Source organism: Schinkia azotoformans, from assembly GCF_035811335.1.
In the GTDB taxonomy this organism is placed as follows: domain Bacteria; phylum Bacillota; class Bacilli; order Bacillales; family Bacillaceae_J; genus Schinkia; species Schinkia azotoformans.
Window position 1 is genome coordinate 42,437 of record NZ_JARSMD010000010.1, and the last position, 17,161, is coordinate 59,597.

Sequence of the window (17,161 nt, forward strand, 5' to 3'; positions counted from 1 at the left end):
AAAAAACCTGTTAACACAATAATATAAGAAAAATATAATTTTAACAAATATGAATTTTCAGTTAAATGTAAAATCTGGGATAGAATTGTATGTCACTTCTTTGACTCAGGCTGTGAATATTGTGAATAAGTATTTTTATCATTTGGTATGACTGCTCAGTACATGTTACTAACTTACCGTGGATAACTTAGAGGTTTTTTGTGGATTACGTGGATAAGTCTGTTGATTAACTGTATTTCGGTTATTTTTCTGTTGATAACTTTGGGGATTATTTATTATTAGGCAGATGGATAGGTCCCATCCCATACTACTTTTCTATAATAGAATAAAAGCCTCTCCTTTAACCCTAAAGAAGAGGCTTTTTAACACTATTTTAAAAAAACAAATCCAAAATATAATAGGAAATTCCAGCTAATAAAGCTGATATTGGAAGGGTAATAACCCAAGTCATAATCATTCTTTGCGCAGTGCCCCATTTTACCCCTTTAACTCGATGAGCTGAACCTACACCTAGGATAGAGGAAGAAATAACATGTGTCGTACTTACTGGTAAGTGAATAAATGTAGCTCCGAAAATAATGGCAGCACCAGTTAAGTCAGCCGCTACTCCGTTAACGGGGCGTATCTTCATAATTTTGCCGCCGACTGTTTTAATAATTCTCCATCCGCCTACCGAAGTACCAAGTCCCATCGCAGTAGCACAGGATACTTGAACCCAAAAAGGAATATCATTCGTTGTAACATAATTATTTGCAATGAGAGCCATAGTAATGATCCCCATCGCCTTTTGTGCATCGTTTGTACCATGGGTGTATGATTGCAATGCCGCTGTTAGGATTTGAATAAAGCGGAAATTACGATTTGTTTTCGTCAAACTATTATTTTTGAATAAAATCTTAAAAATGCTATAGATTATATATCCGACAACAAATGCGATGATTGGTGAAAAGATTAGCGCCTGTACAATTTTAAGAAATCCAGCATAATTCAAAGAACTGAATCCAGCAGCGGCAATCGCCGCACCCGCAATTGAACCAATAATTGCATGTGATGAACTTGAAGGGATTCCATAATACCATGTAATTAAGTTCCATGAAATAGCAGCAATAAGGGCAGCTAAAATCACGACAGTCCCATTATGCAATGTAAATGGGTCTACGATATCCTTCGTGATTGTTTTGGCAACACCAGTAAATGTCAGCGCCCCAACAAAATTCATTGTTGCAGCTAAAATGATCGCATGCCTTGGTTTTAATGCTTTAGTTGAAACAGCTGTAGCAATTGCGTTAGCCGTATCATGAAACCCATTAATAAAATCAAACGTTAAGGCACCAATGACAATTAAAATTGTTAAAATTAAAACTCCATCCATATTTTATGGCTCCTTACGCATTTTTCATGATTATGGTCTCAAGCGTGTTGGCGACTTCTTGGCAGTCATCAGCAATAGTTTCAAGTGATTCGTAGATTTCCTTATATTGAATGATGCGGATTGGATCTTTTTCAACTGCGAATAAATTTTTGATTGATTGGCGTAAAACCCCATCACATTTAGATTCATAATCTTTAATCTTGATAGCATGTTGTCTAATATCGAGCAGCTTTTTACTCGAAAGAAGTGCGACAGCTTTTTCAATTTCGATAGCGGCATTTCTGAGGGCATCAACGAATTTAAGCATATATTCATCGGCATTTGTCATCGAATACATTTCAAATAATGCAGCGCAATGCTCAAAACCGTCGAGAACATCATCTAAGCTAATTGCTAATGCTAGGATGTCTTCACGTTCAATTGGAGTAATAAAAGCTTTGTTAAGTTCAACTATGACTTCATGAACAAAATCATCGCCTTTATTCTCAAAATTTTTCATTGTATCAAAGAAAATCTTTAGGTCACTTGTATTATTAAGCTTATAGTCAGCAAAATAATTTGCACTTTCCTTTATATTAGTTGAGATTTTCATTAATAAATCCATGAATTTATCATTTTTTTTGAAAACCATTTTTTACCCTCCAACTTTGGTTTCTTTTTTCCCTCGAACGTAAATATTGTATACGAAATTTGTCGAATGTGAAAATAGATTAACATCAAACTTTACAAAATCTTTACAATCCAATTTATTTACAATCAAAAAAAATGGCATAATTCCCCTAAAAGGAATTATGCCCTATTTTACTCACTGATATTTATTTTGGATTGGACTATTAATTTTTTTAGGCTTTCTTTAAATTTAACATCTGCTTCTTTTTGACGCTTTTTCGGTCCTTTCGTTCTTCCACCGGCTTGTCGGATTTTCTTGGCTAGATGGCGCGAAAATAGGAGTTGATCAATATTTTCCGAAGAATAAATCCGCCCATTTTGATCAATCGGATAGCCCCTTTTAGCTAAAACCATGGCCGCTAAACCATAATCCTGCGTTACTACAATATCTCCTTGTTGGACGCGATTGACTAAAACAAAGTCGACTGCATCTGAGCCTTTTGAGACCGTTATTGTCTCCGCTCCTGCTCGCTCCATAAAGTGAGATGTATCGCAAATAAGAATTACTGGAAGATCGAATTGCTTTGCTACCATGATCGTTATGTCGATAACCGGGCAAGCGTCGGCATCAACTAAGATTGTCGACATTTTGGCAGTTATCCTAATAAGCGCACCATCGCATGAATTTGTCCGCTATGGTTAGCCTCATGAAAGGCTGTAAAGCTTGCTAATTCTCCATATGTTGTGTTTCCAATAACCGGTTCAGGCAATTTCTCGTCAAAATGATTATCAGGTAGCTCTTTAATTCGATTTAATTGTTCTTTCAATTGTTCAGCAAGGGTTGCGACAGATGGAACATCCCCTTCCCATGCAGAAGGCTTTGAGCCATAGCCGAAAAGCTTGCCATATTCTTCAGGAAGCTGTCCTGATGGCCCAAAAAGAAAATTCTCTGCAGCTACCAATACATGTCCAAGCTGCCAATGTACATTGTTATTAAAACCTTCTGGTTGAACATCAAAATTTTTCTCAGAAGCATTCTCAATATCTTTAAGAATAGCTCTCCTCGTAAATTCAAATTGTCTTTTAATTAACTCACTCATATCCATTGCCTCCCCAAAACAATTTTTTTATTGCTAATAAAAATTATATCCAAAATTTATACATGATGTAAAATATTTAACCCTAAGAGATTACATGGATTCACCATTTTATTTCCATAACAGAGTTATTTTAACAATTATTATTTTATATAAATTCTTATTTTATTATTTATATAAAGGAATTACTAGGCTAAATTTTATATTTCACATATTTATCATCAATTTTTGAACACTTTTTGAAAAATGAAGATTTCAAATAGAATTTATAAACTTAAAAAATTAATATGTATAAAAACAGTGATTTATATCACATTTTTATTTTGAAAAATTAGGAAGGCTTCAAAAGATATGCGAAAGGAGCATGTAAATAAGATGAAAAGGCTTTTTTTATTTTTCGTTTTTACTATTGCCACAGTGCTTACAGGATGTGAATCATTAAAGGTTTTGGATCCTAGAGGTCCACAGGCCGAGCGACAAGCCGATGATATTATGTTATCCATTTGGATTATGTTATTTATCGTTATTGCTGTTTTTGTGATATTAGTTTTCATGTTAATAAAATACCGAGCTTCAAAGCTAGATAAAGATTATGTGCCGCCACACATTGAAGGCAGCCATCTGGTCGAAACACTTTGTGTTGGAATACCGGTCCTTATCATTATCTTTCTATCCATCGTTTCTGTTCGAAGCAACTATATTGTCGAAGCAACACCAAAAGGATATGAGGATACAAAACCATTAGTAGTCTATGCATCTTCTTCCAACTGGAAGTGGCATTTTAGTTACCCTGAAGAAGGAATAGAAACTGTAAACTATCTATATATTCCAACGAATCGCGCCCTTGAATTTAAACTATATTCCCATGGGCCGATCACTAGTTTTTGGATTCCACAGCTAGGCGGTCAAAAATATGCGATGTCTGACATGATTACGACATTACACCTAGCAGCCGATACACCGGGAGAATTTATGGGACGAAATGCAAACTTCAGTGGTGAAGGCTTTGCCGAAAATACATTCAATGTTACAGCTATGAGTCAAGCTAAATTTGACGAATGGGTAAAAGAAGTCAAAGAAACAGCAGACCCGCTGACAGAAGATAAATTTAATGAATTACTAAAACCGGGTCATCTAGGACAATTAACATTCACAGGTACTCACCTTGAATTTTTACCACCTCCAACTCCTGAAAATGGAGGGCATGATCATGGTGGTCATAAGTCTATGGATGATTCAGATAGTGAACTTCATGAAACGGAGCATCATCATACCGGAAAGGAGAATTAAGGATGGAATTCTTTAAACAATTTGCCGTACCACATCCCAGTCTTCCTATTTATGCTTCCATGGTAGCAATCGGCCTAACAGTTGTCGCCATCATTGCTGGCTTAACCTACTTTAAAAAATGGGGTTACTTATGGCGTGAATGGTTAACAACCGTTGACCATAAAAAGATCGGGATTATGTACTTACTTTCAGCGATACTTATGCTTTTCCGCGGTGGCGTGGACGCAGTTATGATGCGTGCGCAGCTTGCCGTTCCAGATAATACACTGTTAGACGCACAGCATTATAATGAGATTTTTACAACTCACGGTGTTGTTATGATTATCTTTATGGCGATGCCATTTATTATGGCGCTAATGAACTTCGTTGTACCATTACAAATTGGTGCCCGGGACGTTGCATTCCCGCGCTTAAATGCCTTAAGCTTCTGGTTATTTTTCATGGGCGCTATGTTATTTAATATTTCCTTCGTAGTCGGTGGTTCACCTGACGCCGGTTGGACAGCCTATTTCCCGCTTGTAGGTCCTGAATTAGCTCCAAATGTGGGTAACAACTATTATATGGTTGCCATTCAGATTGCAGGTCTGGGAACGTTAATGACAGGTATCAACTTCATTACGACCATTTTAAAAATGAGAGCACCAGGGATGACATTAAGTAAAATCCCAATGTTCACTTGGTCTGCTTTAACAGCAAACATTATTATCGTTTTTGCATTCCCGCCATTTACTGTTGCACTTGCAATGGGGGCGATGGATCGCCTATTCGGCACACATTTCTTCTCGACGACAAATGGTGGTATGGACATGCTTTGGGCCAACCTATTCTGGGTCTGGGGTCATCCTGAGGTTTATATTTTAATTTTGCCGGCATTCGGTATTTTTAGTGAAGTGATTTCAACTTTTTCAAGGAAAAATCTATATGGTTATAAATCAATGGTTGCTTCTATGGTAATCATCTCATTGATTTCATTCTTTGTTTGGGCCCACCACTTTTTCACAATGGGTATGGGGCCATTGGCAAACAGTATTTTCTCAATCACAACAATGGCGATTGCCGTTCCAACCGGGGTTAAGATCTTTAACTGGTTGTTTACCCTTTACAAAGGAAAAATTGAGTTTACAACTCCGATGCTTTATGCCCTTATGTTCATTCCGCTATTTACAATCGGTGGGGTGACAGGAGTAATGTTGGCAATGTCAGCAGCAGACTATCAATACCATAATACAATGTTCCTAGTTGCACACTTCCATAACGTTATTATTCCTGGTGTTGTGTTTGCGATGCTTGCTGGTCTAACTTACTATTGGCCAAAAATGTTTGGTTATATGTTAAATGAAAAAATCGGGAAATGGACAGTATGGCTTCTATCAATCGGATTTTTATTAGCCTTTATGCCAATGTATATTACTGGTTTAGATGGTCAAGTACGCCGTGCCTATACGTACTCTGAAGCAACTGGATTTGGTCCATTAAACATGGTTTCATTCGTTGGTGCCGGTATTATGGCAATCGGTTTTGCGTTAATTTGCTATAACCTATATTACAGCTACCGTTATGCTTCAAGAGATGTCGGTATAGACCCATGGGATGCACGTACCCTTGAATGGGCTACCCATAACCCAGTACCAGCCTATAACTTTGCGATCATTCCACAGGTTAACTCTTACCAAGCTGTTTGGGATGCAAAGAAAAATGGTCATGTATTATTTAAAGAAGAAAAATACGAAAAGATTCATATGCCGAATAATACTGGTATTCCATTCATTATGGGCTGCATCTTCTTTGTTTGGGGCTTTTCAATGATATTCAGCCTGTGGATCCCAGTTATTGTTTCAACGATCGGAATCTTTGTATGTATGGCCTACAATTCATTTAAGGAAGATCATGGCTATTACATTTCAGCTGAAGAGGTTAAAGAAACCGAAAAAGAATTGCGAGGTGTTAGTTAATGAAAGTCGATCATGCACTGCCTCTTGAGTATAGTACACATCAAAATCAGTTAAATATTTTGGGATTTTGGATTTTCCTTGGTGCGGAAATTATGCTTTTTGCAACGCTGTTTGCTTCCTATTTTACATTAGTAGATCGTGTAGGCAGCGGCCCAAGTGGAGCGGAAATTTTCGAAATTACACCTGTCTTAATTGAAACGATTGTTCTATTAACTAGTAGTTTTACAATCGGGCTCGGTGTCCACGCGATCAGACTTGGTTACAAAAAGGCTGTAATGGCATTCTTCGGAATTACGTTGCTTCTTGGACTTGTCTTTCTCGGTGTTGAAATCTATGAATTCATTCACTATGTCCATATCGGGGCAGGGATCCAAACAAGTGCCTTTACAGCGATCCTTTTAACAACTTTAGGAACGCACGGTGCACACGTTACCTTTGGCTTATTCTGGGGACTATTCATTTTGCTACAGGTGAAAAAGCGCGGATTAACACCTGAAACAGCCAATAAATCATTTGTTTTCTCGCTATACTGGCATTTCTTAGATGTAGTCTGGATCTTTATTTTCAGCTTCGTCTACTTGAAAGGAATGATGTAATAATGAATAACGTAAGAGAACTATTCCCAGCTAAGCAAGTGATGGGCTTTGCCTTTTCAATAGTGCTGACAGCCGTTGCTTTATTAGTATATTTCCTTGATATGTCCTTTACGGCTGGTATGACAGTATTGCTTCTTACAGCATTCGTACAGGCTGGACTGCAGCTAGTCGTGTTCATGCATGCCGGTGAATCAAAGGACAAAGGGGCCATTTATACGAATATTTTCTACTCCGCTGTCATTGGCCTTGTTACAGTATTCGGAACATTGCTTTGTATGATTTGGGGTATCATTTAAAAAAGAAAAACGGAGCGCTTTTTGTTGACGCTCCGTTTTTTTCTACATATTCCACTCGTCCCAGTAAATATTGATATACTCAATTCGTCTTGTTTGATTTTCGAGCACGGTATCATTTTTGATTTCTTCACAACTATTGTTTATTACGTTACCTAGTTTTTCAGAATCATGCTTATCCATTTTAGCAGCTCCTTCTTTTAGTGGGTCTTTGCTTATTTTATTCCATTTAGTTTTTTTTAAGCGTGGTTTTTATTTAATTCGCCTCAATGGTTTATTATCCGTAACCCTGTCACCCTTATATCTTTTTTCGAGCATTTCTTCTGTTGCAATAAAAAACATTCCGATAATAAAAATAAAAATAGCTCCAATAATAGTTCCAATCCCCATAGCAGCTAACTCACTGTAACCGCTTGCAATATACCCGCTAATTAATAAAATAATTCCAATTAAAAGAATAGTGATGCTAACGAAGTTGACAGTGTCGAATACTTTTTTTCTTCCAGCTGCGATAAAAATCCCCTCACTTTCTTTGGGACACAGGGTCGGGTTCTGTGTCCCTCATTATACCAATTGGCAGCTTCCCATAAATAGTGAGATTTTCTGCGGATCCTTCCGACCGGGCCTTTCTTCGACACCAGTTAAGACATCAACCGCAAAAGGATGCACTCCACGAATAAGTGATACAATATTCGTTGGATTAAGACCGCCAGCTAAAATGACCGGCAACGAATTTTCTTTTTGTATGGTTTGAAACGCGGACAAGTTGACCATCACACCGGTTCCACCGGGCATTGATTCTGTATAGGAATCTACTAAAATGGCGGAGATGCTCGTTTTACAAAGCTCTCTTGTCGCCTCGACTGGGTCCTTTATTTCAAAATCACAGTTGCCATTCCCATCGATTCGCAAAGCCTTGATTGTCTTAATCCCTTTTGATTGTAACTGTTTGGCTATTTTCGTTATTTCATCGAGCTTTTCTTTATAATGAAGTTGAACAACGTTTGGACAAGTTTTATTAACTATATTTAAAACCTTTTCGACTGACCCACCTGTCACTACACATGTGCTAACAAAAGGTGGAACTTGTTTAATAAGCTCTCTTGCCTCATCTGTTGTCAAGTTCCAAGGAACAGGAATTGGATATTCTACAACAAAGCCAATCATGTGGACTCCCGCTTTTACACATAAGTTTACATCCTCTTGATTCATTAAACCGCAAAATTTAACCCTCGTATTCATAGCGCTTTACCCCCTAGAAACACTTAGCTCATTATACATGGCTATAGGGTCCTTTGCCTTGAGGATCGCTGTCCCAACCAGTACAGCATGAGCACCGGCCGCAATAGCACGTACTACATCTTCTGCAGACATGATGGAACTTTCACTCAATACTAAGGCATTTTGAGATACAGATTGCGCTAATTTCTCAGTTGTATTTACAGTACCGTTATCCATTTCCCACTCTAGTATATTACGATTATTGATCCCCAAAAATGACAGTTGAAATTCTTTAACGTCATTAATCTCCTCTTCATTATGGGTCTCTACTAAAGGCTCTAAACCGAGGGAAATGGCTTCATCTATAAGTTTACGAAGCTGATCTTTTTCTAAAATGGATGAAATCAATAATACCCCGCTTGCACCAGATTGGGCAGTTTCCTCGAGCTGCTCGCGTGTTTTAATAAAATCCTTACGCAAAATAGGTACAGGTACGGCTTCAGCAATTTGTCGCAGTAGCTCTACAGAACCGCCATAATGCTCTGATTCCGTGACAACAGAGATTACCGGAGCCCCGGCTTCTGCTAAGCTTTTGGCATATGCAACCGGATTTCTTCCAGCCAATAAATCTCCTTCTCCAGGTGATTTACATTTTATATCAGGGATAACAGGGATGATCCCAGAATTATATTTTTGCCAAAGAGGCGTAGTACATTTAGTCATTTTACATCCTCACTTTATAATCATTAGAGGCAGTAATAAGGTCATTTAGTTTTTGCTGAGCTGCTCCACTATCAATCAGTTCATTTGCAAGTTTAATTCCTTCTACAAAAGAATCTGCTTTATCACCGATCATTAATGCTCCTGCCGCATTCAAGACAACAGCCTGTCGACGTGGTCCTTTATCTTTTCCAGAGAATACATTTCTGATCATGTTTGCATTTTCTTCCGGTGTACCTGTTGCAATTTCTTCAAGAGTACAACGTGACATTCCAAAATCCTCTGGAGTGATTTCATAGGTTGTTATTTTGCCATTATTTAATTCTTGAATTCTTGTTTTCCCTAAAAGCGAAATCTCATCTAGACCATCTAGTCCGTGAACAAATAAGGCACGTTTATACCCTAGTGAGAGAGCCACTTGGGACACTGTATCCAATAACTCCGGACGGTACACTCCAAGAACATGCTTCGTAGCCTTGGCAGGATTAATTAGCGGACCAATGATTGTATAGAAGATCGTCTTTATGCCAAGATCCTTTTCCGGGGGCAAAACTTTACCCATTACCGGGTGATAAAGTGGTGCATATAGGAAGGATATACCTACATCCTCAATAAGCTTTTCAACTGCTTTCGTACTTAAATTAATCTCGACATTCAAGGCTTCCAATACATCTGCACTACCCGATAGACTTGAAATTGAACGGCTGCCGTGCTTCGCTACTGGGATGCCCGCTGCTGCCGCAACAAAGGCAACAGAAGTGGAAATATTAAATGTGCTTAGTCCACCACCGGTGCCGCATGTATCCATGAACTCTTCATTAACATTAGGTCTTATCGGAATACAATTGTCCCGCATTGCTTGAGCAATAGCTGAAATTTCTGTTAAAGTAGGTCCTTTCATTAACAATGCAACCTGGAACCCGGCAATTTGAACATCACTTAACTCATCATTTTTGATCGCAACTATTAAACTATAAGCTTCCTCCGCCGTTAGATCTTTTCTTTCCGTTAATTTTTGCAACACGTTTTTTATCATCTCAGGTCTCTCCTCATCTCATATTTGGTTTTTTAAACCCTCTGCTCTACTTAATGGGTCACAGGGTCGGGTTCTACGTCCCGCCCATGAACCGGGACACGGGGTCGGGAACTGTGGCACAAAATTTCCGCGTCCCGCCCGCCCATTTTATTTTTCCACATTAACTAATTGCTTTTTTCATTTCACGGACATAATCAACAACATGTGGTACGCAATCCGTGCCATGTTGTGCTACGATTCTCACAATCGCACTTCCGACAATAACTCCATCAGAAAACTTCGCCATTTTTTCAGCTTGTTCAGGAGTAGAAATTCCAAAACCGATCGCACAAGGAATGTCCTTAACCTCTTTAACAATCTTGATCATATTCTCAACTTCATTGCCAATTTCCTTACGTACACCGGTAACTCCCATTGATGAGACGCAATAAATGAAGCCCTCTGCCTCGGAAGCGATCATCCGGATTCGGTCGTTGGAGGTTGGAGCAATCATTGAAATTAATGTAACCCCATACTGTGAACAATAAGGAAGAAGCTCTTCTTTTTCTTCGAATGGTAAATCTGGCACAATTACAGCACAGACCTCAGCCTCTTGGCAATTTTTCATAAACTTTTCTGCACCATACGTGAATATTGGATTCACATATGTCATAAATGCGATCGGTACCGTTGAGACTTCTCGAATACGTTTCATCATTGCGAAGATTTTATCCGTTGTAGCCCCTGCTGAAAGTGCACGGATATCTGCTTCCTGGATAACAGGACCTTCAGCTATTGGATCTGAAAAAGGGATACCAAGCTCAATTAAATCAGCACCAGCCTTCGCCATTTCAAGCACCAATTGCTCTGTGATCTCCATTGTTGGATCACCTGCTGTAATAAACGGAATAAATGCTTTACCGTTAAAAAAAACCTCTTGTAGCTTATTCATAAATCTGCACTCCTTTATAACGTGCTATAGCAGCAACGTCTTTATCTCCTCTTCCTGATAAACAGATCACCATAATCTGATCTGGGCTCATTGACGGAGCTAATTTTTTCGCGTAAGCAACAGCATGGGCACTTTCAATTGCCGGAATAATGCCTTCGGTACGTGAAAGATATTCAAACGCCTCAACAGCCTCATCATCTGTAACCGGTACGTATTCTGCTCTTCCCATATCATGCAAGTTAGCATGCTCAGGGCCAATTCCTGGATAATCAAGCCCCGCTGAAATAGAATGAACCGGAGCAATTTGACCGTATTCATCTTGACAGAAGTAAGACTTCATACCGTGAAAAATTCCTAGAGTACCAGTTGCAATGGTTGCTGCTGTTTTTGCCGTATGAACACCATGGCCTGCAGCTTCACAACCGATTAGACGGACACTTGAATCATCAATAAATTCATAGAATGTTCCGATCGCATTGCTACCTCCGCCAACACAAGCAAGTACCGCGTCAGGCAGTCGTCCTTCTGTTTCCTGTATTTGCTGTTTAATTTCACGGCTGATCACAGCTTGGAAATCACGGACGATTGTTGGGAATGGGTGCGGCCCCATCACAGAACCAAGTACATAGTGAGTATCATGAACACGGTTTGTCCATTCCCGCATCGTTTCATTGACAGCATCCTTTAGTGTTTGTGTCCCGCTTGTAACAGCGTGAACTTTAGCACCAAGAAGCTCCATCCGATAAACGTTAAGGGCCTGGCGGTCCGTGTCCTCCTTCCCCATGAAAATCTCACATTCTAGTCCCATAAGGGCGGCTGCAGTTGCCGTGGCAACACCGTGCTGACCTGCACCAGTTTCAGCGATCACACGTGTTTTCCCCATTCGTTTTGCAAACAGAACCTGACCAAGTACATTGTTGATTTTATGAGAACCGGTATGATTTAAGTCTTCTCTTTTTAGATAAATTTTGGCCCCACCAAGATCATTTGTCATTTTTTCAGCAAAATATAATAGCGACGGACGCCCTGCGTATTTATTTAGCAAGTTAGTAAGTTCCTCGGTAAATTCAGGATCATTTTTATAGTGATTGTATGCTTTTTCAAGTTCAATCACAGCATTCATCAATGTTTCCGGAATATACTGTCCTCCGTGAATTCCAAATCTTCCTTTTGTCATTTTTAACTCGCTCTCCTTAAAAAAAAAATAAAAAAAGCCTTCATCCCTTAATAAATAAAGGGACAAAAGCTCTTAACTTCTGCGGTACCACCCAATTTGACGATAAACGTCCACTCCTACTGTATACAATCATATACATCCCATTGTAACGGTCGGGTTCCGTAAACGCCTACTTTCAGGTGATTTCAGGCTTCCCTCACAAGTCCATTCAGAATATTCCTTGCAACCACCTTTTCACCAACCGGCGGCTCTCTAAGTACACGTCATTATTCCTACTACTCTTGTTCACAGGTTTAATAATATTAAGAATATTTTAACACTTGGTTCGACTGTTGTCTACCACTTTCTTTTGGAACCGGGACGCAGGGTCGGGTTCTGTGGCTCGTTTGGACCGCAGCACCCGACCCCATGGCTCACAAATTACTTTAGATCCTCAAATTCTTTTGCGATTCTTTCAAATGCTTCTTTGATGATTGGTCTTGGTGATGGGAGACAAATGCGTTGATACACTAGTCCTTCCTCTCCAAACATACTCCCATCTTCAAGGATTACATTGGCTTTGTTATAAATACGGTCATGAACCTCTTCAGGTGAAATGCCATATCCGCTAAAATCCAACCACATGAGATAGGTCCCTTCAGGGATTCGGGTCTTCACTTTCGGCATTCTTTCCGCCAAGAAATTCACAACCCATTCCATTGTCCCATCTATATATTCTTTCAGTTGCTCCAACCACCCTTCACCCTCGTTATAAACGGCAATTAAAGCTGAGATTGTGAATGGCGAAGCTAAATGCATTCCCAATTCCTTTATAAATTTTGTACGAAGATTTGAGTTTGAAATGATAACATTTGTACAATGCAATCCTGCTACATTAAATGTTTTGTTGATCGCTGTAAAAGTAATAATATGATCAGTGCTCTCGGCTACCTTCGCGATAGGCAAAAAAGTTTGATTCATTCTTACTAAATCCCCATGGATTTCATCCGCAATGATGATAACCCCATTTTCCGAACAAATATCGGATAATTTTTGAAGCTCCTCCGCACCGAAAACTCTGCCAGTTGGATTATGAGGGTTACATAAAATGAATAATTTTGTATTTTCTTCTTTTGCTTTCGCTTCAAAATCTGCAAAATCAATGGAATAATGGCCATTCTCGTCACAGATTAAAGCGTTATTTCTAACGTTTCTACCATTGCTTTCAATCGCACGGGTAAATGGTGGATATACTGGCCGTTGAATAATAATTCCATCACCCGGTTCAGTAAAGGCTCTGACAGCGATATTTACTGCATGAACGGTTCCTGGACTATAAATAATTTCCTCCGTTTTGATATCCCAATTATGTCTTTTTTTAAACCAATGCTGAATCGCTTCGTAATATTCATTTGGAAAAACGGAATAGCCAAATATTCGATGATCAACCGTTTTATGCAATGCCTCAATTAGAGGCTGAGGTACCGGCAAATCCATATCAGCCGTAAATAACGGCAATGTCTCTTCATCATATCTGCTTGTAAGACCCATTTTTTTAATAAACTCGCCGCCATCCCATTTCATCGAATATGTATTTCGCCGATTGACAATTTCATCAAAATTATATTTCATACTTATCATTCTCCCCTGACGTTAAAATTTTCTTTTACTACTAAAAGAATAACCTAGATTATTCTTTTAATGAAATTTCGAACTCTCCTAGTCCTCTTCAATAATGATGTCTGTGAATGGTATATCGTCATCTTTACCTTCATCCGATGGTTCAGGGCTCGTTTGGGAAAAATTGTCTTCCACCTTCGTTACATCTTTTTCAGCCTTCAACTTTTCCATTTGTTCTTTTGCCTCTTTGCCAATACCCTTTGGAATACCGACACTCCCGTACGTTGCCCCGATATTCAAGACCCCGCTCAACTCTTTAATACCGAGATTAGCAAAATTGTTATTTTGTTCATACTTGTCTAAGTATAGCTTATCTATATATAAGCAGCCAAAATTAGGTTCCTTCTCCACCATTTCTGCATTCGCTTCTTCCTTTTCATGGATTAAGGCCCCATACTTTTCCGTAAGCTCGTCTACTTGTTTTATAAGGTTAGCTTGTACTTCCTGAGCCTTTACATAGTCATCTTCCATAGCATTAAGCCGCGTATTCAGGGCTACTATTTGTTCTTGAAGCCTTTTTTCTCTTTCAACATGGAAAGCTAATTTCTCAGTGATAATCTCATCCACAATCAATCGTAAATCTTCATTTCTAAATAACGAAAGCTGAGCCTTCTTTTCGAAATCCAACAATTTTTTGATATGAAACTCGAGAGCATTGATTCTCATAATCTGTTTTTCTAACTCAGTTTTATTATCGTTAAAAGGCATATTAAATCCCCTTATTTCCATTCATTTTTATTCAATTGGAACATGTTCCTCGTGTATAAATTGCCGTTTATACGACACTATCAGAAGTCCATTATTAAATTTTGCTTTTATTTGATTGGGATAAGCAGGTTCAGGGAGTTGGATGACTCTCTCAAATTCACCATGGAATCGTTCCTGCTGAACTAACTCCCCTGGGATCACCCGGTTGTTGAATCCTTTAATCAATAGCCTTGTACCGGATACAGACAATTGAATCTCTTCTTTCATATAGCCGGCGATATCTAAGATCAAGATAACTTCCCCATCAGTAACATAGATATCTGTTGGTGGAAAATTACTTTGTTGCGTCATATCCCCTGCCTGAGTCGTATCGGTCCGCGCAAAATCATTATTTTTCATGAATTCATCAAAAGAGGACTGATCAAATATCTCGCTCCAGAAATTACTTGATTGATATTTTTTCGCTAACTCCATCCATTGTAAAAACTTATCCATATCCATTGGACTTTAGTCCTCCCTTCCTTTGTCATCATATTTATGTTTATTCATAAATTGTTGGAAAAAGCATTAAAATTCAAATATAGGCATATCTTTAAATACACCGGGATGCGAAAAAACGGGAAGGAAGGAGAAAAAGCCATGTTCTTTTTACCAACCAACATTAATATCCAAACTCTTAAACTCAATAATGTTGACCACTTAGCCTCAGTATCTTTTAGTTCCACAATAAAACAGAATAGAAATGTAAATGCCAAGAAAAGCCAAGGATTTGGCCAACAATTAGCAGATGGTGTAAAAAGGGTGTCTTCCGTAACTTATGTAATCGATGATGAGCCGATCGATTCGATTTCAATTAAAAGAAAATAATGTACCGTTAGGAGGGTGACAATGGTCGTTGGTCCTGTACCTTATATCAATATAAATATTAATATTATTAAAGTGAATTCCTTTGAAAATGCATCAGCTATTAATGTTGGGCAAAACCTGTTAGCAGAATGGCATAATTCTGACAAAAAGAATATGGGCTTGGGACAAAATATGGGAGACGGCAGCAATTTCTTTGGAACTAGAAGCTTTGTTGATGATCGCGACCAGCTTGATTCTAATTCCAGTTTTGAAGCGGCAAATTTGCCGCCTACCCTTTAAGGAGTGAAGCAAAGTGTTTGCACCGGTTGCACTCAATCTTCTTGGAATTAAGGTCAATGCCATTGATAATGGAGCTGTAATCAATATTGGACCTAGTCAACATTTGGATCAATTTGTTTCGTATAAGCGGAACCAGGGCATTGGAGAAATGAACGGAGATTTATGCAATTACGCTTTTTCCCAGTCTTGGGTATCGGATATGGATTGGATTGACAATCCATCCTCCAAATCCGGTTTCTTTTAACTTTCATAATTAAGTTAGGAGTGGTGACATGGTATTTTTCTCGCCAATGGCCATTAATGTCCTCGGGTTTAAAATTAATACAATTGACAATGGAGCGGTCGCTAATATGGGGCCCTTTCAATTGATTGACCAATTAGTAACCTATAAAAGAAATCAAGCGTTTGGAGAAGTAAATGGAGATTTATCCCCTATTACCTTCCCTAACTCTGCTGTTTTTGATCCAGATGCAAGTGATAGTAATGCTATTAAAAACAGCGTTGTCTAACATAAAAAAACACCCTTACTTCACCACGTTGGCGGAAGTTAGGGTGTTTTTTATTTCATTTTATAGATTTAAACATGCCGATCTTTAACCTTTATCACAGATATATAGTAATCCTCCAATTAAAATTAGCTTAAAGTTAAAATTAGGGGGGATTTTTTTGCAGTTGAAAATTAGGAATGAAAATTTACAAGCGTATTTAGAAGAAACAGACGTTATCAATTTCAGCCATCCTGCCATACAGGAGAAGATACAGGAATTCCAAAAATCAGGAAAAACTAAATTTGAGTCAGCACAGTTAGCTTTCAATTTTGTACGAGATGAAATAAAACACTCTTTTGATCTTGAAGATAGTAAAGTTATTACAATTACCTCTTCAGACGCTTTAAATAAACTGGAAGGAATTTGTTTTGCAAAGGCACATTTGCTTGCTGCGTTTTTAAGAGGAATGAACATTCCTACTGGTTTTTGCTATCAACGGGTCACTAGAAAAGGAACCCCAGAATCCGGCTATGCCTTGCACGGCTTAAATGCAGTTTATTTTGAAGAAATGGATAAGTGGTTCCGTGTAGACCCGCGCGGAAACAAGCCTGGAGTTTCTTCTGAATTCAGCATCACTCCCGAAAAGCTTGCTTATCCGATCAGAACTGAAATGGATGAAATCGATTATCCACATGTTTTTAGTGAGCCTTTAGTCGAAGTTATTTCAGGAATGAAGCAGTCTAATGATTGTAAAGAGTTATTTATTAACCGTCCTGAGTCTATCTAATTATCAATTTTTTGGCCCTGCCTCCCACACTGTTTCACTTTAATACAATGGGAGGCAGCACTTATTAATGCACTTTTTC

General features: G+C 38.6%; 23 protein-coding genes and 1 other annotated feature. Of the genes, 9 read left to right on the plus strand and 14 right to left on the minus strand.

The features are described from left to right. Positions 1-373: 373 nt before the first annotated feature. From P9E47_RS05405 to P9E47_RS05420, 4 genes are all read right to left on the minus strand, one after another. Positions 374-1,372 carry an inorganic phosphate transporter gene (locus P9E47_RS05405; protein ID WP_003331321.1) on the minus strand — a complete coding sequence of 333 codons (999 nt, stop codon included), beginning with the start codon at positions 1,370-1,372 and terminating at the stop codon, positions 374-376. 13 nt (positions 1,373-1,385) lie between these two features. Further along, positions 1,386-2,003: a DUF47 domain-containing protein gene (locus P9E47_RS05410; RefSeq protein ID WP_003331322.1), complete on the minus strand. Its 618-nt coding sequence runs from the start codon at positions 2,001-2,003 to the stop codon at positions 1,386-1,388. 170 nt (positions 2,004-2,173) lie between these two features. Next, positions 2,174-2,629, minus strand: a complete 456-nt coding sequence (locus P9E47_RS05415) for a YaiI/YqxD family protein (protein ID WP_003331323.1) — start codon at positions 2,627-2,629, stop codon at positions 2,174-2,176. An 8-nt stretch (positions 2,630-2,637) separates the two neighbouring features. Next, a complete protein-coding gene (locus P9E47_RS05420; protein ID WP_326162764.1) occupies positions 2,638-3,081 on the minus strand; it encodes a DinB family protein in 444 nt (147 codons plus the stop codon). Between the two features lie 372 nt (positions 3,082-3,453). On the opposite strand from P9E47_RS05420, the gene qoxA reads away from it, so the two are divergent. The 4 genes from qoxA to qoxD are packed head-to-tail and all read left to right on the plus strand — an operon-like array spanning position 3,454 to position 7,212. Then, entirely contained in the window at positions 3,454-4,368 is a 915-nt protein-coding gene (qoxA, locus tag P9E47_RS05425; RefSeq protein WP_326162767.1) for a cytochrome aa3 quinol oxidase subunit II, read from the plus strand. A gap of 2 nt (positions 4,369-4,370) precedes the next feature. After that, positions 4,371-6,320, plus strand: a complete 1,950-nt coding sequence (gene qoxB, locus P9E47_RS05430; RefSeq protein ID WP_003331326.1) for a cytochrome aa3 quinol oxidase subunit I — start codon at positions 4,371-4,373, stop codon at positions 6,318-6,320. Continuing rightward, the gene (gene qoxC / locus P9E47_RS05435) at positions 6,320-6,916 is read left to right on the plus strand and encodes a cytochrome aa3 quinol oxidase subunit III (RefSeq protein WP_326162769.1); all 597 of its coding nucleotides are present in this window, start codon (positions 6,320-6,322) and stop codon (positions 6,914-6,916) included. Before qoxB ends, qoxC begins: the two co-directional genes overlap by 1 nt. A gap of 2 nt (positions 6,917-6,918) precedes the next feature. Then, positions 6,919-7,212 (plus strand): cytochrome aa3 quinol oxidase subunit IV, encoded by a 294-nt coding sequence (gene qoxD / locus P9E47_RS05440; protein WP_003331328.1) that lies wholly within the window; start codon positions 6,919-6,921, stop codon positions 7,210-7,212. Positions 7,213-7,254: 42 nt separating this feature from the next. On the opposite strand, the gene P9E47_RS05445 is transcribed toward qoxD, so the two are convergent. From P9E47_RS05445 to P9E47_RS05490, 10 genes are all read right to left on the minus strand, one after another. Next, positions 7,255-7,392: a hypothetical protein gene (locus P9E47_RS05445; RefSeq protein ID WP_157382112.1), complete on the minus strand. Its 138-nt coding sequence runs from the start codon at positions 7,390-7,392 to the stop codon at positions 7,255-7,257. Positions 7,393-7,461: 69 nt separating this feature from the next. Further along, positions 7,462-7,599: a hypothetical protein gene (locus P9E47_RS05450; protein ID WP_235786722.1), complete on the minus strand. Its 138-nt coding sequence runs from the start codon at positions 7,597-7,599 to the stop codon at positions 7,462-7,464. A gap of 174 nt (positions 7,600-7,773) precedes the next feature. After that, complete coding sequence (locus P9E47_RS05455) at positions 7,774-8,451, minus strand: phosphoribosylanthranilate isomerase (RefSeq protein ID WP_326162771.1); 678 nt, start codon at positions 8,449-8,451, stop codon at positions 7,774-7,776. Between the two features lie 6 nt (positions 8,452-8,457). Further along, complete coding sequence (locus P9E47_RS05460) at positions 8,458-9,153, minus strand: indole-3-glycerol-phosphate synthase (protein WP_326162773.1); 696 nt, start codon at positions 9,151-9,153, stop codon at positions 8,458-8,460. A 1-nt stretch (position 9,154) separates the two neighbouring features. Then, on the minus strand, positions 9,155-10,186 hold the full coding sequence (gene trpD / locus P9E47_RS05465) for an anthranilate phosphoribosyltransferase (protein ID WP_326162775.1): 1,032 nt from the start codon (positions 10,184-10,186) through the stop codon (positions 9,155-9,157). A gap of 160 nt (positions 10,187-10,346) precedes the next feature. Further along, on the minus strand, positions 10,347-11,117 hold the full coding sequence (gene trpA, locus P9E47_RS05470; protein ID WP_326162778.1) for a tryptophan synthase subunit alpha: 771 nt from the start codon (positions 11,115-11,117) through the stop codon (positions 10,347-10,349). Beyond that, positions 11,110-12,294: a tryptophan synthase subunit beta gene (gene trpB, locus P9E47_RS05475; protein WP_326162779.1), complete on the minus strand. Its 1,185-nt coding sequence runs from the start codon at positions 12,292-12,294 to the stop codon at positions 11,110-11,112. The genes trpA and trpB overlap by 8 nt, the downstream gene beginning before the upstream one ends. Before the next feature lie 55 nt (positions 12,295-12,349). Continuing rightward, positions 12,350-12,592 (minus strand) — a binding site (T-box leader). Positions 12,593-12,714: 122 nt separating this feature from the next. Further along, complete coding sequence (locus tag P9E47_RS05480) at positions 12,715-13,905, minus strand: MalY/PatB family protein (protein ID WP_326162781.1); 1,191 nt, start codon at positions 13,903-13,905, stop codon at positions 12,715-12,717. 87 nt (positions 13,906-13,992) lie between these two features. Then, positions 13,993-14,661, minus strand: coding sequence for a hypothetical protein (locus P9E47_RS05485; RefSeq protein WP_326162782.1), 669 nt, complete (start codon positions 14,659-14,661; stop codon positions 13,993-13,995). 27 nt (positions 14,662-14,688) lie between these two features. After that, on the minus strand, positions 14,689-15,162 hold the full coding sequence (locus P9E47_RS05490; protein ID WP_326162783.1) for an Hsp20/alpha crystallin family protein: 474 nt from the start codon (positions 15,160-15,162) through the stop codon (positions 14,689-14,691). A gap of 138 nt (positions 15,163-15,300) precedes the next feature. Here P9E47_RS05490 and P9E47_RS05495 point away from each other — a divergent pair, with 138 nt between their 5' ends. The 5 genes from P9E47_RS05495 to P9E47_RS05515 all read left to right on the plus strand — a co-directional run bounded on the left by P9E47_RS05495 (position 15,301) and on the right by P9E47_RS05515 (position 17,082). Continuing rightward, positions 15,301-15,528, plus strand: coding sequence for a hypothetical protein (locus tag P9E47_RS05495; protein ID WP_003331338.1), 228 nt, complete (start codon positions 15,301-15,303; stop codon positions 15,526-15,528). A 21-nt stretch (positions 15,529-15,549) separates the two neighbouring features. Then, complete coding sequence (locus P9E47_RS05500; protein WP_003331339.1) at positions 15,550-15,807, plus strand: hypothetical protein; 258 nt, start codon at positions 15,550-15,552, stop codon at positions 15,805-15,807. Positions 15,808-15,820: 13 nt separating this feature from the next. After that, positions 15,821-16,051, plus strand: a complete 231-nt coding sequence (locus P9E47_RS05505; protein WP_003331340.1) for a hypothetical protein — start codon at positions 15,821-15,823, stop codon at positions 16,049-16,051. 28 nt (positions 16,052-16,079) lie between these two features. Further along, positions 16,080-16,316, plus strand: a complete 237-nt coding sequence (locus tag P9E47_RS05510; RefSeq protein WP_003331342.1) for a spore germination protein — start codon at positions 16,080-16,082, stop codon at positions 16,314-16,316. Positions 16,317-16,473: 157 nt separating this feature from the next. After that, positions 16,474-17,082, plus strand: coding sequence for a transglutaminase-like domain-containing protein (locus tag P9E47_RS05515; protein ID WP_003331343.1), 609 nt, complete (start codon positions 16,474-16,476; stop codon positions 17,080-17,082). Positions 17,083-17,161: the final 79 nt, after the last annotated feature.

What these genes read in the sequence shown, in the direction of transcription:
- P9E47_RS05445 (WP_157382112.1), bottom strand. Translation starts at nt 7,392, where the DNA reads ATGGATAAGCATGATTCTGAAAAACTAGGTAACGTAATAAACAATAGT.
- qoxA (WP_326162767.1), top strand. Translation starts at nt 3,454, where the DNA reads ATGAAAAGGCTTTTTTTATTTTTCGTTTTTACTATTGCCACAGTGCTT.
- trpA (WP_326162778.1), bottom strand. Translation starts at nt 11,117, where the DNA reads ATGAATAAGCTACAAGAGGTTTTTTTTAACGGTAAAGCATTTATTCCG.
- trpD (WP_326162775.1), bottom strand. Translation starts at nt 10,186, where the DNA reads ATGATAAAAAACGTGTTGCAAAAATTAACGGAAAGAAAAGATCTAACG.
- qoxD (WP_003331328.1), top strand. Translation starts at nt 6,919, where the DNA reads ATGAATAACGTAAGAGAACTATTCCCAGCTAAGCAAGTGATGGGCTTT.
- trpB (WP_326162779.1), bottom strand. Translation starts at nt 12,294, where the DNA reads ATGACAAAAGGAAGATTTGGAATTCACGGAGGACAGTATATTCCGGAA.
- P9E47_RS05490 (WP_326162783.1), bottom strand. Translation starts at nt 15,162, where the DNA reads ATGGATATGGATAAGTTTTTACAATGGATGGAGTTAGCGAAAAAATAT.
- P9E47_RS05495 (WP_003331338.1), top strand. Translation starts at nt 15,301, where the DNA reads ATGTTCTTTTTACCAACCAACATTAATATCCAAACTCTTAAACTCAAT.
- P9E47_RS05455 (WP_326162771.1), bottom strand. Translation starts at nt 8,451, where the DNA reads ATGAATACGAGGGTTAAATTTTGCGGTTTAATGAATCAAGAGGATGTA.
- qoxC (WP_326162769.1), top strand. Translation starts at nt 6,320, where the DNA reads ATGAAAGTCGATCATGCACTGCCTCTTGAGTATAGTACACATCAAAAT.
- P9E47_RS05480 (WP_326162781.1), bottom strand. Translation starts at nt 13,905, where the DNA reads ATGAAATATAATTTTGATGAAATTGTCAATCGGCGAAATACATATTCG.
- P9E47_RS05450 (WP_235786722.1), bottom strand. Translation starts at nt 7,599, where the DNA reads ATGGGGATTGGAACTATTATTGGAGCTATTTTTATTTTTATTATCGGA.
- P9E47_RS05405 (WP_003331321.1), bottom strand. Translation starts at nt 1,372, where the DNA reads ATGGATGGAGTTTTAATTTTAACAATTTTAATTGTCATTGGTGCCTTA.
- P9E47_RS05510 (WP_003331342.1), top strand. Translation starts at nt 16,080, where the DNA reads ATGGTATTTTTCTCGCCAATGGCCATTAATGTCCTCGGGTTTAAAATT.
- P9E47_RS05420 (WP_326162764.1), bottom strand. Translation starts at nt 3,081, where the DNA reads ATGAGTGAGTTAATTAAAAGACAATTTGAATTTACGAGGAGAGCTATT.
- P9E47_RS05460 (WP_326162773.1), bottom strand. Translation starts at nt 9,153, where the DNA reads ATGACTAAATGTACTACGCCTCTTTGGCAAAAATATAATTCTGGGATC.
- P9E47_RS05410 (WP_003331322.1), bottom strand. Translation starts at nt 2,003, where the DNA reads ATGGTTTTCAAAAAAAATGATAAATTCATGGATTTATTAATGAAAATC.
- P9E47_RS05415 (WP_003331323.1), bottom strand. Translation starts at nt 2,629, where the DNA reads ATGTCGACAATCTTAGTTGATGCCGACGCTTGCCCGGTTATCGACATA.
- P9E47_RS05500 (WP_003331339.1), top strand. Translation starts at nt 15,550, where the DNA reads ATGGTCGTTGGTCCTGTACCTTATATCAATATAAATATTAATATTATT.
- qoxB (WP_003331326.1), top strand. Translation starts at nt 4,371, where the DNA reads ATGGAATTCTTTAAACAATTTGCCGTACCACATCCCAGTCTTCCTATT.
- P9E47_RS05485 (WP_326162782.1), bottom strand. Translation starts at nt 14,661, where the DNA reads ATGCCTTTTAACGATAATAAAACTGAGTTAGAAAAACAGATTATGAGA.